The sequence below is a fragment of the Hungatella sp. SB206 genome (assembly GCF_051132295.1).
Lineage (GTDB): Bacteria > Bacillota > Clostridia > Lachnospirales > Lachnospiraceae > Hungatella > Hungatella effluvii.
Window position 1 is genome coordinate 2,358,859 of record NZ_CP096603.1, and the last position, 16,306, is coordinate 2,375,164.

Annotated in this window: 18 protein-coding genes; 16 read left to right on the plus strand and 2 right to left on the minus strand. The window is 50.8% G+C overall.

Going from position 1 to position 16,306, the window contains the following annotated elements; translation table 11 throughout:
* Positions 1–313 precede the first annotated feature (313 nt).
* Together M1L66_RS10130 and M1L66_RS10135 are read left to right on the plus strand one after the other, a co-directional pair.
* On the plus strand, positions 314–736 hold the full coding sequence (locus M1L66_RS10130) for a flavodoxin (RefSeq protein ID WP_187021681.1): 423 nt from the start codon (positions 314–316) through the stop codon (positions 734–736).
* Positions 737–894: 158 nt separating this feature from the next.
* Positions 895–1,107 (plus strand): FeoA family protein, encoded by a 213-nt coding sequence (locus M1L66_RS10135; protein ID WP_025529832.1) that lies wholly within the window; start codon positions 895–897, stop codon positions 1,105–1,107.
* 122 nt (positions 1,108–1,229) lie between these two features.
* On the opposite strand, the gene M1L66_RS10140 is transcribed toward M1L66_RS10135, so the two are convergent.
* Complete coding sequence (locus M1L66_RS10140) at positions 1,230–1,613, minus strand: metal-dependent transcriptional regulator (RefSeq protein WP_025529833.1); 384 nt, start codon at positions 1,611–1,613, stop codon at positions 1,230–1,232.
* 179 nt (positions 1,614–1,792) lie between these two features.
* Here M1L66_RS10140 and M1L66_RS10145 point away from each other — a divergent pair, with 179 nt between their 5' ends.
* The 11 genes from M1L66_RS10145 (at position 1,793) to M1L66_RS10195 (ending at position 13,124) form a co-directional block, all read left to right on the plus strand.
* Entirely contained in the window at positions 1,793–2,179 is a 387-nt protein-coding gene (locus tag M1L66_RS10145) for a heavy-metal-associated domain-containing protein (RefSeq protein WP_434692692.1), read from the plus strand.
* Between the two features lie 167 nt (positions 2,180–2,346).
* Complete coding sequence (locus M1L66_RS10150) at positions 2,347–2,643, plus strand: DUF6110 family protein (RefSeq protein WP_434692694.1); 297 nt, start codon at positions 2,347–2,349, stop codon at positions 2,641–2,643.
* Positions 2,644–2,723: 80 nt separating this feature from the next.
* The gene (locus tag M1L66_RS10155) at positions 2,724–4,811 is read left to right on the plus strand and encodes a heavy metal translocating P-type ATPase (protein WP_434692695.1); all 2,088 of its coding nucleotides are present in this window, start codon (positions 2,724–2,726) and stop codon (positions 4,809–4,811) included.
* A gap of 232 nt (positions 4,812–5,043) precedes the next feature.
* The gene (locus tag M1L66_RS10160) at positions 5,044–5,334 is read left to right on the plus strand and encodes a DUF2325 domain-containing protein (RefSeq protein WP_002600569.1); all 291 of its coding nucleotides are present in this window, start codon (positions 5,044–5,046) and stop codon (positions 5,332–5,334) included.
* Between the two features lie 174 nt (positions 5,335–5,508).
* Complete coding sequence (locus M1L66_RS10165) at positions 5,509–6,168, plus strand: YczE/YyaS/YitT family protein (RefSeq protein WP_434692699.1); 660 nt, start codon at positions 5,509–5,511, stop codon at positions 6,166–6,168.
* Positions 6,169–6,624: 456 nt separating this feature from the next.
* Entirely contained in the window at positions 6,625–7,653 is a 1,029-nt protein-coding gene (locus M1L66_RS10170; protein ID WP_187021919.1) for a zinc-dependent alcohol dehydrogenase, read from the plus strand.
* 53 nt (positions 7,654–7,706) lie between these two features.
* Positions 7,707–8,096 (plus strand): VOC family protein, encoded by a 390-nt coding sequence (locus tag M1L66_RS10175; protein ID WP_187021673.1) that lies wholly within the window; start codon positions 7,707–7,709, stop codon positions 8,094–8,096.
* Between the two features lie 69 nt (positions 8,097–8,165).
* On the plus strand, positions 8,166–8,801 hold the full coding sequence (locus tag M1L66_RS10180) for an endonuclease III domain-containing protein (protein WP_002600565.1): 636 nt from the start codon (positions 8,166–8,168) through the stop codon (positions 8,799–8,801).
* A 25-nt stretch (positions 8,802–8,826) separates the two neighbouring features.
* Positions 8,827–9,693 (plus strand): LysR family transcriptional regulator, encoded by an 867-nt coding sequence (locus tag M1L66_RS10185; RefSeq protein WP_434692700.1) that lies wholly within the window; start codon positions 8,827–8,829, stop codon positions 9,691–9,693.
* 164 nt (positions 9,694–9,857) lie between these two features.
* Positions 9,858–11,852: an FAD-dependent oxidoreductase gene (locus M1L66_RS10190; RefSeq protein WP_434692703.1), complete on the plus strand. Its 1,995-nt coding sequence runs from the start codon at positions 9,858–9,860 to the stop codon at positions 11,850–11,852.
* Between the two features lie 399 nt (positions 11,853–12,251).
* The gene (locus M1L66_RS10195) at positions 12,252–13,124 is read left to right on the plus strand and encodes a radical SAM protein (protein WP_434692705.1); all 873 of its coding nucleotides are present in this window, start codon (positions 12,252–12,254) and stop codon (positions 13,122–13,124) included.
* Between the two features lie 435 nt (positions 13,125–13,559).
* Here the strand turns inward: M1L66_RS10195 and M1L66_RS10200 are convergent, their stop codons facing one another.
* Entirely contained in the window at positions 13,560–13,742 is a 183-nt protein-coding gene (locus tag M1L66_RS10200) for a hypothetical protein (protein WP_434692708.1), read from the minus strand.
* A gap of 284 nt (positions 13,743–14,026) precedes the next feature.
* Between M1L66_RS10200 and M1L66_RS10205 the strand changes: the two genes are divergently transcribed.
* From M1L66_RS10205 to M1L66_RS10215, 3 genes are read left to right on the plus strand one after another with little or no spacing between them, the layout of a single operon-like run.
* Positions 14,027–14,755, plus strand: coding sequence for a hypothetical protein (locus M1L66_RS10205; protein ID WP_187021665.1), 729 nt, complete (start codon positions 14,027–14,029; stop codon positions 14,753–14,755).
* Complete coding sequence (locus M1L66_RS10210; protein WP_434692709.1) at positions 14,752–15,591, plus strand: endonuclease VIII; 840 nt, start codon at positions 14,752–14,754, stop codon at positions 15,589–15,591. Before M1L66_RS10205 ends, M1L66_RS10210 begins: the two co-directional genes overlap by 4 nt.
* Positions 15,588–16,295, plus strand: a complete 708-nt coding sequence (locus M1L66_RS10215) for an aspartate/glutamate racemase family protein (RefSeq protein ID WP_187021662.1) — start codon at positions 15,588–15,590, stop codon at positions 16,293–16,295. The genes M1L66_RS10210 and M1L66_RS10215 overlap by 4 nt, the downstream gene beginning before the upstream one ends.
* Positions 16,296–16,306: the final 11 nt, after the last annotated feature.

Genomic DNA, 16,306 nt, shown 5'->3' on the forward strand with positions numbered 1-16,306 from the left:
TGAAAATATATAAAATAATACCATAATATTACAGAAAAGTACATGGCAATCGAGATTCTTAAGCCTGACGGCCGCCGCAGAGGCCCTCTGTCGGACCCTGCCTCCCGTTCTCTTCCTTCAGATAGTGAGAAACATTGTTAAATAGCGGTACTTGTATTTACGGAATCCCAATGCTATACTATTTTGAGTTAGTCGAAACTAACCTAAAAAAATCCATGCGAGATAAAGGCATTTCTGTCCTTGTGCCGGTGTTCGGTCCGGCCCTGGAGCAGAAATACTGTGGTTGGTAAAAAAAGAAAGAGAGGATTAAGACATGAGTAAAACAGCAGTAGTGTATTGGAGCGGAACTGGCAATACGGAGGCTATGGCGGCAAAAGTGGTGGAAGGCGCGCAGGCGGCAGGAGCGGAGGTCTCGCTGTTTACGGCTGCGGAATTCGGGGCGGACAAAATGGATGAATTTGATTCAGTTGCATTCGGCTGCCCGTCCATGGGAAGTGAGCAGCTGGAGGAGGACGAATTTGAGCCGATGTTCCTGAGCTGCGAGGCGAAGCTGAGAGGGAAGAAGATTGCGCTCTTCGGCTCCTACGGATGGGGAGACGGCGAGTGGATGAGAACCTGGGAGAAGACCTGCCGGGAGGATGGCGCTGTACTGGCCTGCGACTGCGTGATCTGCAATGACGCTCCGGACGCGGAGGCGGAAAGTGCCTGCGAGGAACTGGGCAAGGCGCTGGCTTAGGAGAGAAGAAATATAAAAAAGATTAAAAGTGCCTAACCCGCATTGCCATTGACTAACCGACGCCAAAATGGTTACACTAGGAGTAAGAAGAGGCGGATAGTTTCAAAGCGCATAGAACGAAAGCACGCAGCGCATGATGTGGAAATGGGGGTGCAGCTATGCAGTCACTGGCACAGGCAAAGGCGGGAGACGACTATACGATCAAATGGATGTTCGGTGCTCCCCAGATTCTGGAATTTCTAAACGGATACGGGATCAGAGAGGGAAGCGATATCCGTGTTTTCCAGCAGGGAAAAGACGGAATCATCATCGGACGGGATAACGTGCGCCTTGCGATCGGTGAAGATGTGGCGAGACGAATTCAGGTATGAGCCGGCTTTAGCAGGAAACGGAACAGAATACAAACTATATAAAAAGCAAAAGCAAAGCAAAACAAAAACAGAAAAACAGGCGGTCTGCAGAGAAAAGGTTTCTCCCCGGACCGCCTGTTTTCCTATTTTTCCAACAATTCATTTCCTTTTGTCACGTGATCCTTGATAGCCTGAAAGCTTTTTGCGCTCACCACATGCTCGATCCGGCAGGCGTCTTCCGCCGCGGTTTTTTCATCGACTCCCAGATACATCAGCCAGTTGGAAAGCATCGTATGGCGCTCATACATGGTCTCAGCAACCTGTTTCCCGGAATCTGTCAGGGTGATATAGCCATCCTGATCCACCAGAATATAACCATTTTCGCGGAGGTTGCGCATGGCGACGCTGACACTCGGCTTGGAGAAATCCAGTTCATTGGCGATATCGATGGAACGGACGTGCGGCTTTCTATTGCTAAGAATCAGTATGGTTTCAAGATAGTTTTCGGATGATTCGTTCATCTTCAATGTTCGTTTACCTCCCTGCGGTTAAAGTATCAGAATGCGTGATACAAATAGTTTATCATAGCCGGGGAAAAAGGTCAAAATAAGAATATGAAAAAAATTATTGACAATTCAGTTAGCAGGTACTAATCTATAGTTAGTCATAACTAATAGAAAAAATTGGAAGAAAGGAAGGAGCACATATGGCGACAGCGATTATATGCCTGGCCCTTATCATGGCAGGGGTTCTGGCGATAAGAAGCTACAGAAAGAAGCTGACCACCGGCTGCTGCGGAGGTTCGGGCGAGGCTGCGGTGAAGAAAATAAAGGTAAGTGATAAGGATCTCACCCACTATCCGCACCGCCGGGTTTTGAAGGTGGACGGGATGTCCTGCGGCAACTGCGCGATCCGGGTGGAGAATGCATTAAATTCCCTGGAGGGCGTCTATGCCCGCGTGAATTTAATGGAGGCGGAGGCAGATGTCCGCATGAAACAGGAACTTAGCGACACCGTGTTGAAGGAGACTGTCAAGGACGCGGGATACACTGTTTACCGGATCACACCGGTAAATGACTCAATTTCTCAATAAAGTCTGTTGGCGTTGACTAACCGGATAAATTTCTAGTAAAACGTTTATATAAGGAGTGACTGAAGATGAAAAAACACAGGTTTTGGGCCTGGGCAATGCTGTTCTGCCTGGCGATGGTTTTTTATACGGGTTACAAGCATAAATAAGAAAAACAGGAGGATAAAGAAATGTTGGACTGCTTCAAAATGAAAAAAATCGGAATCTTTGCAGGAGGTGTTTTATTCGGTACAGCAGGCGTTAAAATTCTGGCGAGTAAAGATGCGAAGAAGTTTTACGTCAACTGTCTGGCCGCCGGACTGCGCGCGAAGGACTGCGTGATGACAACTGCCACTTCGATCCAGGAGAACGCAGACGATATTCTGGCTGAGGCGAAGGAGATCAACCGTCAGAGAGCGGATGAAGCCTTTGAAGACGAGAGCGAAGAGATGGTTTCTGAGACCGCGGAAGAGACAGCAGCAGAATAAAAGAAGACACCGCCTGATGGAATGTTCCTCAGGCGTTCCTTTTTGAAGAGCTGTAGAGACACAGGACAGGAGACAAAGACATGAGATTTATAGTGAAACACGAGATAAAGGGTCGGCTTCGGATCCATCTCGACCGGCGTCAGCTGACTCTGAGAGAGGCGGATCTGTTCTGCTGTGCCCTGAGCCTCATTCCGGGTGTGAAGGAGGTGAAGGTCTATGAGAGGACCGCGGATGCGGCGATTCTCTATGAGGACGGCCTGCGGTCGGTCATCATCGGGGAGATCAGGCGTTTTTCCTTTCAGGACGAGTCACTCTGTGAGCTGGTTCCGAAGGACAGCGGCCGGGCGCTGAACCGGGAATACAAGGAAAAACTGATCCAGCGGGTCGTTGTGAGGGCGTTTACAAAGGTATTTCTGCCTGTGCCGTTTCGGGCTGTGTATACGGCGGTGAAGTCCGTTTGCTATATCGTAAAGGGCCTTCGCTGTCTCCTGAAGGGAAAGCTGACGGTTGAGTTTCTGGATGCCGCCGCCATCACGGTGTCGATCGCAAGACTGGATTTCAATACGGCCGGTTCCGTGATGTTTCTGCTGGGGATCGGGGAGCTTTTGGAGGAATGGACCCACAAGAAATCGGTGGGAGATCTGGCGAGAAGCATGTCCCTGAACATCGAGAAGGTATGGCAGAAGGTGGACGGTACGGAGGTTCTGGTTCCGGTCTCCCGAATCCGCGAGGGAGACCTCGTGACAGTACATGTGGGCAGCGTGATTCCGCTGGACGGAATTGTCGTGACCGGCGAAGCCATGGTAAATCAGGCCTCCATGACCGGCGAATCCATACCGGTGAAGAAGGAACCGGATACATACGTATACGCGGGATCCGCAGTGGAGGAAGGGAGCATCACCATCTGTGTGAAGAAGGCGGCCGGATCCACCAGATTCGAGCGGATTGTCAAAATGATTGAGGACTCCGAGAAGCTGAAATCCAATGTGGAAGGAAAGGCGGCCGCCATGGCCGATGCGCTGGTTCCCTGGAGTCTGGGCGGCACGGTGCTCACCTGGCTGCTCACACGGAATGTGACGAAGGCGATCTCGATCCTGATGGTAGACTTCTCCTGTGCGCTGAAGCTGGCCATGCCGCTGTCCGTGCTTTCCGCCATGCGGGAGGCGGGAAGCTACCGGGTTACAGTCAAAGGCGGTGTCTATCTGGAGTCCGTGGCGGAGGCAGATACCATCGTATTTGATAAGACCGGTACTCTCACGAAGGCCAGGCCGGTGGTGGCCGGCGTCGTGACCTTCGAGGGGCGGGACGAGGATGAGATGCTCCGGATTGCAGCCTGCCTGGAGGAACATTTCCCCCATTCCATGGCGAACGCGGTCATTCAGGAGTCCGTCCGGAGAGGTTTGATCCACGAGGAAATGCACTCGAAGGTGGACTATATTGTAGCCCATGGAATCGCCTCCTATATCGGAGGGGAACGGGTGATTATCGGCAGTCACCACTTTGTCTTCGAGGATGAGGGGAGCGTGATTCCGGAAGACGGAAGAGAACAGTACGAGAGCCTTCCGCCGGAGTATTCCCATCTCTACATGGCGGTTGGAGGGCGCCTCGCCGCGGTGATCTGCATTATCGATCCCCTGCGGGAGGAGGCCGCCTCAGTGGTCAGTCAGCTGAGAGCGCTGGGACTTTCCAAGATCGTTATGATGACGGGAGACAGTGACCGGACTGCAAAGTCCATCGCGCAGAAGGTGGGCGTGGACGAGTATTATTCCGAAGTACTTCCGGAGGACAAGGCCGGTTTCGTGGAGGCAGAGAGAGCCGCAGGGAGGAAAGTCATCATGGTCGGTGACGGTATCAACGATTCCCCCGCCTTATCAGCCGCCGATGTGGGAATCGCCATCAGCGAGGGGGCGGAGATCGCCAGGGAAATCGCGGATATCACCATATCGGAGGACGCACTGGATCAGCTGGTGACACTGAAACGAATCAGCAACGCGCTGATGGTCCGTGTAAACAGAAATTACCGGTTTGTGATCGGATTTAATTTGGGCCTGATCCTGCTGGGCGTCAACGGAATCCTGGCGCCGGCTACTTCCGCGCTGCTTCATAATACATCGACGCTCATGGTCAGTCTGAAAAGCATGACCAATTTACTGGAACAGAAACAATAGAAAACGGTTTAAAAGAGTCATACCACGAAAAGCGGTGTGACTCTTTTTTCCATTTCCCATCTATTAAGAAATGTTCTCAAGAACGGCTATGGACAAATGTTGTAATAGCTGGTAAAATGTAGTTAGTCATAACTAACTACATAAACTGAAGAGCCGGAGGAAACAGTAATGATGTAAAACCCGGCAGGCTGTGAATTACAGACAGCACGATAGAGAACTGGAGGTATTATAAATGAGCGTAGTGATTATCGGCGGCCACGACCGTATGGTGAGCCAGTACAAGAAGATATGCAAGGAATTCAAATGCAAGGCAAAGGTCTTTACCCAGATGAGCACCAACATGGATAAGAAGATCGGATGTCCGGACCTGCTGGTCCTGTTTACTAATACGGTTTCCCACAAGATGGTAAAATGTGCCCTGGACGGCATCGATGACGGCGCCACCCGCGTGGTACGCTGCCATACCAGCAGCGGAACGGCGCTTTCTAAGATTCTGGAGGATGAGACTCCGCAGGCTGTGTAAGAAGCTGCGGCTGCGGCCAGGCAATTGAGTGAGAACGCCATATATTTTTACGGTTGCTATGGCATGTTCTGGAAAAGGATGGTATGATGGGGCAGGAGCGCAGTTTCTGGCGGTGCAGGCATGAAAAAACAGCCGCGAAACGCGCAAACTGAGGAGAAAGGACCCCTTCATAAAATGATAAGAGATTACTTTAAGAAACTGGACCGCAGGCGGGCCGTCATCATGATCATCGGTAATATTTTTACGGGAATGGGAATCAGCATTTTCAAACTTTCAGGACTGGGCAACGACCCCTTCAGCGGCATGGTAATGGCCCTGTCGGACTGCACCGGCATTCAGTATGCGTTTTTCCTTATCCTGGTGAATCTTGTGATTTTCATTGCTGAGATTACCATGGGCCGGCAGCTGATCGGCCTGGGCACGGCTGTGAACGCGCTGCTTCTGGGATACATCGTTACCTTCTTTTTCGGAATATGGGAGGTGACCCTTGGAATGCCTTCCGTGCTGTGGCAGAAGCTATTGACCGTATTCATCGGAGTGGTGGTCTGCAGCTTCGGGCTCTCTTTATACCAGACCTCCGATGTAGGCGTGGCGCCGTATGACAGCCTTGCGCTGATCATGTGCAGAAAGCAGAAAAAGATCTCCTACTTCTGGTGCCGTATGGCCTGTGACGTGTTCTGTGCGGTGGTGTGCTTCGCGGCAGGCGGAATTGTCGGCCTGGGAACGCTGGTATCCGCTTTGGGACTGGGGCCTTTTGTGCAGTTCTTTAACAAAACAAGCAAGAATTTCCTCACCTCTACAGGTGGAGGGATGAAACGCCAAAAACAAGCTTAACGTCAGTGGTGGGCGGAGAGAAATCGGTATCCCCCACTGACATGAAGTCAGGTCGTGCATCTACAAGATGTAGTCGCACTCTGTGAAATTATCGAGCGTGGATTGAAACATTTTACGGACAGGCTGTTGAAAAAGGACGGAGTATCGAATCCTGTATAAGTGAAAATCAAATCCCCTGTGACTTTACTAAATGGTAATGGCACAGGGGATTTATGCGTCTGTAAGTAATCGTTTAGACTATGAATATCCGTATCCTCGCAAAAGAAGAAGTAAGTCTGGACTGCTTTCTGTCCGGTGAGCCGGATTATGTTTATAAACAAATAGCAGATTTAAGGTGACATACAGGATTGACATTTTCCCTGGTTTGTGCAATAATATAAATACTTTAATAAAAAGATATATAAAAGTATTTATGTTATTGCACAGACCAAAATGTAGAAAGAGGGTACATGTATGATGCTGCAGCAGGTAATGACTGCTCCGGGGGAAATTGAGTTTCGGGAGGTGCCGGTTCCGGAGCCGGAAGAGAATCAGGTACTGGTTAAGATCAGAAAGATCGGCGTGTGCGGATCGGACATCCATGTCTACCATGGCGAGCATCCGTTTACCAGCTATCCGGTCACCCAGGGACACGAAGTATCGGGGGAGATCGAAAAGCTCGGAAGCGGTGTAAAAGGATGGAAGGCGGGGCAGAAGGTGACGATCCAGCCGCAGGTGGTCTGCGGAAAATGTTATCCGTGCCGTCATGGCAAATACAATCTCTGCGAAGAACTGAAGGTAATGGGATTTCAGACGACCGGTGTGGCATCCGATTACTTCGCTGTCGACGCGGCCAAGGTGACGCCGCTTCCGGAGGAGATGAGCTTTGACGAGGGCGCCATGATTGAACCATTGGCGGTGGCGGTTCACGCGGTGAAGCGTGCCGGAAATGTGGAAGGCGCTAAGATCGCAGTCCTGGGAGCGGGACCGATCGGAATTCTGGTGGCCCAGACGGCGAAGGGGCTGGGGGCGGAGAGCGTCATGATTACGGATGTCAGCGATTTGAGGCTGGAAAAGGCGAAGGAATGCGGCGCGGATTACTGCATCAATACGAAGACGAAGAATTTCGGCGAGGCCATGGTGGAGAATTTCGGGCCGGATAAGGCTGACGTCATCTACGACTGCGCGGGCAATAATATTACGATGGGACAGGCCATTCAATATGCGCGCAAGGGAAGCACCATCATCCTGGTGGCGGTATTTGCGGGAACCGCCCAGATTGATCTGGCTGTCTTAAATGACCATGAGCTGGACTTGAATACCAGTATGATGTACCGAAATGAGGACTATCTCGATGCGATCCGTCTGGTAAAGGAAAAAAAGGTGGTGCTGGCGCCGCTGATCTCCAAACATTTCGCATTCAGGGACTATCTGGAGGCATACCGGTATATCGATGAGAACCGGGAGAGTACTATGAAGGTGATTATCAATGTGGCAGAATCGTAACGCGGAAGAATAGACGGAGCTGTGGATCATGATACAGGGGAGAGGAAGATAAAATGGCAGCACAGTACATAACGGGACTCCAGCATATTGGCATCCCGACGAATGATATAGAGAAGACGGTGGCATTTTACCATGAACTGGGGTTTGAGACGGCATTTGAAACGGTAAATGAAGCGGCTGGGGAGAGAGTTGCTTTTTTGAAATGCGGCAGTCTTGTGATCGAGACGTATGAGAACCATCAGGCGGCGGAGAGGAACGGTGCGGTGGATCACGTGGCTCTCGATGTGACGGATATTGAAGCAGTATTTGCAGAGATCAAAGAAGCGGGATACCCCATGCTTGACGAGGAGATCCAGTTTCTGCCCTTCTGGGCAAATGGTGTCCGCTTTTTCACCATTCTGGGACCGAACCGGGAAAAGGTTGAGTTCAGCCAGATGCTGTAAACGATGCACTGCCACTTGCCGTCTTCCCCAATCAATGATAATATGATTACAGGATTGGAGGAGACGGCTATGACAAAAGAAAAGCTTGCGCTTGAAATCATCAGGCGCCTAAAAGAAGAATACCCTGACGTTGGTTGTACACTGGATTACGATGAGGCCTGGAAGCTCCTTGTGAGCGTGCGCCTGGCGGCCCAGTGTACCGATGCCAGGGTAAATGTGGTTGTACAGGATTTATATGCAGAGTATCCGGACGTGGAGGCGCTGGCAGGGGCCGAAGTGGAAGACATCGAAAAGATCGTGAAGCCCTGCGGCCTTGGGCACAGCAAAGCAAAGGATATCAGCGCGTGCATGAAGATCCTGAAGGAACAGTATGACGGCAGAGTTCCCGACGATTTCGATGCACTCTTAAAGCTTCCCGGAGTGGGGAGAAAGAGCGCGAACCTGATTATGGGCGATGTGTTCGGCAAACCGGCCATCGTCACTGATACCCACTGTATCCGTCTGGTGAACCGTATGGGACTGGTGGAGGATTTAAAGGACCCGAAAAAGGTGGAGATGGCTTTGTGGAAGCTGATTCCGCCGGAGGAGGGCAGTGATTTCTGTCACCGCCTCGTATTCCATGGCAGAGATGTCTGTACAGCCAGGACAAAGCCATTCTGTGAAAAATGCTGCCTGAAGGATATCTGCGCCCGAAACGGGGTATAGGGATTACGGCTCCCGGGAGAATGGTATGAATGTCAAGGATTTAAAGAGCTTTGAGGCGGTCTATGAGGAACGCGGCATCAACCAGGCGGCACAGAAGCTGTTTATCACGCCTCAGGGCCTGAGCCGTAATATTAAGATGCTGGAGAGCGAGCTGGATACGGTGCTCTTTGAACGAACGAAACAGGGTGTGAGGCCGACGGAGAGCGCAGAACTGCTTCATGAGAGGGCAGGTATCCTGATTCGGGAGTTCGAGGAAATCCGCAACGGTATCCAACAGCTGAAAAATGAAAAACGACTGCTCCGCATTGGCTGTGCCTGCGGAGTATTTAACGTACTTTCTTTTCCGGTGATTCAGAAATTTATCGATGAGAATCCTGAGATTTCCGTGGAATGGTGTGAGTACTCGAACCAGGAGGTGAAGGAGCGGCTGAAGTATTCCACCATTGAATACGGTTTCGTCGTTGGAGCGTGGAAGGAAGACGGCGTAAAAAACAGGCGTCTGGCCGGATGCAGAGTCTGTCTTCTGGTTTACGAGGGCCACCCCTTCTATGATCTGGAAGAGGTCACCATTGATATGGTCCGTGGTGAAAAGCTGATCCTGATGAACGAGTACTTTCATATGTACCACGATTTTCTGGAGGCCTGCGAGGTCAGGGGATTTAAGCCGCATATTGCTGCCAAAACCGCAGATGCAAACTTTCAGTACCAGCTGTGCAGGCAGAAGACGGGGCTTGCGGTGGTGCCTGATTTTGCCGCGGAGCATTTCCGCATGGACCATATGAGGGCCATTCCCTTCCGGGAGAGGCTGAGATGGGAAGTGTACGGCGTTTATAAGGAGAATAACGGCTGGTATTCGGTGATCCGGGCGCTGGAGGATTTTCTGCAGAACTAGAGCGTGTGCAGAATTCACCGAAACTTACGCAATGCTGTACTGGAGCGTGTCTGCGGATTTCCCGGAGGAATAAAAAAAGTATTGACATCCATCAAGCAATTGTTGATAGCGCCTGCCCTGTATGGAACGGTATAATATCGTTATAAAAATAACAGGAGGGTGCCATGAAGTACAAGAATCTGTTTACACCGGTCAAAATAGGATCGGTCACATTGAAAAACCGTTTTGCCCTGGCCCCCATGGGTCCGCTGGGACTGGCTGACGCCGAGGGCGGTTTTAATCAGAGGGGAATCGACTATTACACGGAACGCGCCAAGGGCGGCACAGGTCTGATCATCACGGGTGTAACCTTTTCGGACTGTGAGGTTGAGACCCAGAGTATGCCAAACTGCCCCAATTCCACGTACAATCCGGTTCATTTTATTCGGACATCGAAGGAGATGACGGAGCGGGTTCATGCCTACGGAAGCAAGATATTTCTCATGATGTCGGCTGGCTTCGGAAGGGTGACAATACCGACGAATCTCGGAGAGTTTCCGCCGGTCGCTCCGTCCGCGATTCCGCACCGGTGGCTGGATAAAATCTGCAGGCCGCTTACGAGGGAGGAGATCCACAGCATTGTAAAGTCATTCGGAGACGGGGCGTATCATGCGAAAAGGGGCGGTTTTGACGGCGTGGAGATTCATGCGGTTCACGAGGGCTATCTGCTGGACCAGTTTGCCATTTCCATGTTCAACCAGAGGACGGACGAGTATGGGGGACCACTGGAAAACAGGCTGCGGTTCGCCCGGGAAGTGGTGGAAGAGATCAAGTCCCGGTGCGGACAGGATTTTCCCGTGGTGCTGCGTTTCAGCTTAAAGAGTATGATTAAGGACTGGCGGGAAGGCGCTCTGCCGGGAGAAATATTTGAGGAGAAGGGCCGCGATATCGAGGAGGGCCTGGAGACTGCGAAGCTGTTGGTGCAGTACGGCTATGATGCACTGGACACCGATGTGGGAACGTATGACGCATGGTGGTGGAACCATCCGCCGATGTATCAGAAAAAGGGGCTTTTCCGTCCGTACTGCAAGATGGTGAAAGAGGCTGTGGATGTCCCGGTGCTGTGCGCAGGCCGTATGGACAATCCGGAGATGGCCTCCGAGGCTGTGGAGGCCGGCGAGTGCGACATCGTCAGCCTTGGCCGCCCGCTTCTGGCCGATCCCGACTATGTGAATAAGCTAAGGGCCGGAAAATGGGAAGAGATCCGCCCGTGTATCTCCTGTCAGGAAGGCTGCATGGGCCGTGTACAGGAATTTTCCATGATCAACTGCGCGGTGAATCCACAGGCTGCCAGGGAGCGGGTGACCGCCTATGAACCCATCCTAAAGAGCAGACGGGTGATGGTCGTGGGCGGCGGCGCGGCAGGCTGTGAGGCCGCCAGAGTGCTGGCGGTGAGAGGCCATAAGCCGGAGCTGTTCGAAAAGGGCGACAGGCTGGGCGGCAACCTGATTCCAGGAGGAGCTCCTGACTTTAAGGAGGACGATCTCGCACTGGCGCACTGGTATGAGGTTCAGCTTCAGAACCTCAATGTTCCGGTACATTTCCATACCTGTGTGGACCGGGACATGGTTATGGCGGGAAATTATGATGCGGTTATCATTGCTACCGGCTCCAGGCCTAAGGTATTTTCCCTGGATGATGACGAGCGGGTATATCCTGCGGCTCAGGTCCTGACCGGGGAAAAGGACTGCGGAGATACCACCGTGGTCGTAGGCGGCGGTCTGGTCGGCTGTGAAACTGCGCTCTGGCTGGCAGAACAGGGGAAAAACGTGACGATCGTGGAAGCTCTCGACCGGCTGATGGCGGTCAACGGCCCCTTGTGCCATGCCAACAAGGACATGCTGGAACGCCTGCTTCCCTATCACGGGGTGAAGGCCATAACCTCCGCCAGAGTGACTGGGTATCGGGGCGGAATTCTGCATGCTTCCTGCGGCGGAGAAGAACGGGAAATCGCCTGTGACAGTGTAATTCTTGCAGTGGGGTATCAGGAGGAGGACTCTCTGTACCGCCAGCTGGAATTTGACGTACCGGAGCTGTATCTGCTGGGAGACGCAAGGAAGGTATCCAATATTATGTATGCGATATGGGATGCGTTTGAGGTGGCAAACCATATTGGCTGAGGAGTGGATGAACAGCGACCGTTTATTCCCGCGAGCAACGAGCCGGACGGACATGCTGGCATGTCCATCCGGCGACTGCCGCGAGGGTCAAATACCCCGCAGCTTGCTGCGGGGTATTTGACTCCAGAGAGCGGTGAGGCAGGTACTGTACCCGATCAAGCGGGGCAGGCTCTGCCTGCGGGGCGTTTAACCCTCACGGCATCGGAGCAGGACACACAGCAGAGAGATATAATATCCTTTGCAGCTTCCTGCTTTGATGCCGTTTTTTTGTATAAAAATAATTGCCGGCGGACAGCGGAGAAATGAATAAACATGACATACAGATGACGTGAATAGTGTGGTATTGTAGTTACAGTTCGTTTATATTTGATTTTGAAATGGAAATTAGGAGGAACCTGTATGCATGAAAAACAGGTAAAGTCGATTCTGTCTGCACAGAACGGCATGAATCTTTACAGAGGCTGCACGCACGGATGCATTTACTGCGACGCTAGAAGCATCTGTTATCAGATGGATCATGCGTTTGAAGATATTGAAGTAAAGTCCAACGCTGTAGAACTGTTGGAGAAGGCGCTTAAGAGCAAACGAAAGAAATGTATGATCGGAACAGGCGCTATGAGCGACCCCTATTTACATCTGGAAAAGCGGCTCTGTCTTACCAGGCGGAGTCTGGAACTGATCGATTACTATGGATTTGGCCTGTCCATCCAGACGAAATCGGATTTAATCCTGCGCGATCTGGATTTATTAAAAAGCATCAACCGGAAGACGAAGTGTGTGGTTTCCATGACGCTTACGACGTATGATGAGGCGCTTTGCCGGATCATCGAGCCGAATGTCTGCACAACCGGATGCAGAGCGGAGGTGCTGCGGATTCTTAAGGAGGAGGGGATTCCAACCATCGTCTGGCTGTCCCCGATTCTTCCATTTATAAACGATACAGAGGAGAACATACGCGGCATTCTGTCATACTGCCGTGACGCGTCAGTATACGGGCTGATGCTCTTTGGCATCGGCGTGACGCTGCGGGATGGGGACAGGCAGTATTTCTATGCGCAGCTGGATCAGCATTTTCCGGGGATGAAGGAGCGCTATATTCGTACCTATGGAAATAGCTACGAGATCCCGTCGCCGGATACCAGGCGTCTGCTCGCTTTGGTAAAAGAAGAATGCCGTAATACGGGAATGGTCTGCAGCAGCAATCGGCTGTTTGAGTATATGCATACCTTTGAGGATAAACAGGCGGGGGTTCAGATGTCGTTGTTTGAGTGAGGAAAGAGGGCGAGGGCACGGGGGCTTTGCTATCTTCGCCCAAAATCAGATATATATGGTATATCGTTCTGTCAAAAGACATTGGGCAGAAAGAAGTAGTCACTTCCGTAATATCTTCAAAACAAGAATCAAATGCTTGATCGCACAGAGTAACCCATTTCTCTTCCTCATCCATGACTTGCTGTGCATCTATGATATATTTGAATGTATAAATCTTTCCAACTGTAAAATATCCGCTGGAAGGGAGCTGGCAGCAGATACAGATCTGACTGCATGCTCGCATAATGATCCATTTATTAGCCGCTGCTTTTTCCGGTTCTTCCATAAGTATTCAATAATACTTATGGTATTAAAGTTATCTCATAAGGATTGTTGGATTTAATTCCATAAATGACACAAAGCAGAGTAAAGCAAACTGACATTACAAGCGTTATTCTATTCTTTGACTTTCTTAATGACAGTTCCTATTATCACTCCAATAATCATTCCAAATAGTAAGCCATAACACGTTGTTATGCCTGCTCTTCCCTGTGACAGGCCAACCGCACCACCGATGGCAAGCCCGATTGTCATACCGGAACACATACACGTAATAACCGGAATATTGTTTTTGTCCATTGTCCTTCCCTTCTGAATCCGTTCTGCTAAGACTTTATTTGTCTGATAAGAAAGCATGATGTTATGGACAGTGTATAATATTACACGAAGCTTGTCAATCTGGAGCGGCCTTGATGCAGCACGCATTTCAGCTTTGGCGGACATGTATGCCGGAACAGATACAGATCGAAACCTTTCATGAGGACTTTCGCGAATTTCGTGTTTATGATAGAATATAAAAATACATAGAAATCAAATAGATAAAAAAAATACAAGACAGCCAATCAGAAAAGGAGGTGAGGCAGATGAACGTAGCTTACAGCGAAGCCTATCTTCACTATCGGGAATCTTTCTCTTCCATATTCAATGAGGAACACAGAGAAGAGCAGAAGGGGATACCGGAAACAGCGGTTTTAGACGATAGTTTGTCTTTGTGCTCCCGCTATTATACAGGAACGTTAAAGGGGAATATCCATGCGGTGATCCATGATCTTGTGGGAGAGGACGGAACTGTTCTGCTAAGCTGGAGGAACCTGGATGATGACGGGGATTTCTGCCGGCTGATTCACCACCGGAATGGGAAGCGGTATCTGGTATTTCGGGAGGATTTATATGGATACAGTATTTTCTGTGTGGAGACGGGCGAGGTGTTCCGTTATATACCGGCATGTGTCTATCCGGATAAACAGGAAGATTTTCAGGAGAGTTTTATCTGGACAGATGCAGTATATGACAGTAAATCCGGCCTTCTGGCAGTGACAGGCTGTTTCTGGGCCTGCCCATTTGATGTCATGATTCTCGACTTTGAGAATCCTTTTACAGAGCCGGAGGGAATAAATGGTCACGAACTAATGGATCGGGAGTATGATATTTACGACGATATCGAGTTTTCTGATTTTCAGAATGGGAACATAATTTTGAAAGCATATAACACCAGAGATGAGAAACAGGAGATTTTGACTTATGATACCGAATATATAAAGGGACTGCTGAAGGAACGGTTTAAGGCCGTTAGAATGGAGGACACGCGATGATTGAACTGCCGGAGGCCATAAACCTGGCAAAACAGATGAGAGAGACAGTGAGAGGAAAGACGGTATCCGCGGTATATCCCCCTTCCTCACCCCACAAATTCTGCTGGTTTAACCATGAGCCGGAGGAGTATCAGGCATTTCTGGCCGGTCATACGGTGACTGACGCGGCTGGTTTTGGTATCTTTTCGGAACTGGAATTCGACAGCGGCGTCAGGCTGTGTTTCAATGACGGAGTAAATCCCCGTTTTATTCGGAAGGAAGAGGTTCGTCCGAAGAAATACCAGCTTCTCCTGGAATTTACGGATGGGTCTGCGATTGCATTTACAGTAGCCATGTATGGCAGTATTTCGTGCCATTCGGGAGATTATGACAATGAGTACTACAGAAAGAGTATCGAGAGCATTTCGCCGCTGACGGAGGAATTTGTTGAAGGGTACTTTAACGAACTGCTGGCTTCTGTGAAACCGGCCATGAGCGTCAAGGCGTTTCTGGCTACGGAGCAGCGGATGCCGGGGCTTGGCAACGGCTGCCTCCAGGATATCCTGTTTCAGGCGGGAATTCATCCGAAACGCAAGGTTTCCAGCCTTTCAGACTGTGAAAAGAACGTTCTGTGGAAACAGGTAAAGACGGTGCTTCAAACCATGACGGAACAGGGCGGGCGCGACACCGAAAAAGATTTCTTTGGAAATCCAGGGGGCTATCAGACATTGATGTCAAAGAATACATTGGCTTCCGGCTGTACCGCATGCGGCGGAGAGATTGTAAAGGAAACTTATCTGGGCGGGGCGGTCTATTACTGTCCGTCGTGCCAGAAAATGGAGGAAGAGAAGAGATGAAGACAATCGGCCTGATCGGCGGAATGAGTTGGGAAAGCACGGTTACTTATTATCAGGTTATCAATGAGGCGGTGAAAGAGAGGCTGGGAGGTCTCCACTCCGCCAGATGCATTCTCTACAGCGTGGATTTTCAGGAGATCGAAGAGTGCCAGGCCGCGGGAGAGTGGGAGAGAAGCGGAGAAATACTGGGAGAGGCGGCCAAAAGCCTGCAGAAGGCGGGGGCTGATTTTATCGTAATCTGCACGAATACCATGCACAAGGTAGCGCCTCAGATTCAGAGTAAGATCGAGATTCCCGTCCTGCATATTGCGGAGGCGGCCGCTCTGAGGCTGAAGGCAGAGAACATGGAGCGTGTGGGACTGTTGGGAACGAAATATACCATGACTCAGGATTTCTATAAGGGAAAACTGGCAGAGTACGGCGTGGAGGTGCTCATTCCGGAGGCGGCAGAGATCGAAACCGTGAACCGGGTGATCTACGAGGAGCTGTGCCGGGGTATCCTGTCTGAGACATCAAAAGAGGCATATTTAACGATCATCGCCCATTTAAAAGAGAGGGGCGCCCAGGGAGTGATCCTTGGCTGTACAGAGATTGGCCTTCTGGTAAAGGACGGGGACACGGAGGTGCCGCTGTTTGATACGGCCCTGATTCATGCGGAGAAGGCGGCGGAGCTCTCGGTTGTGGGTAATGCAGACGAAAGATGAAAAGGAGGTGT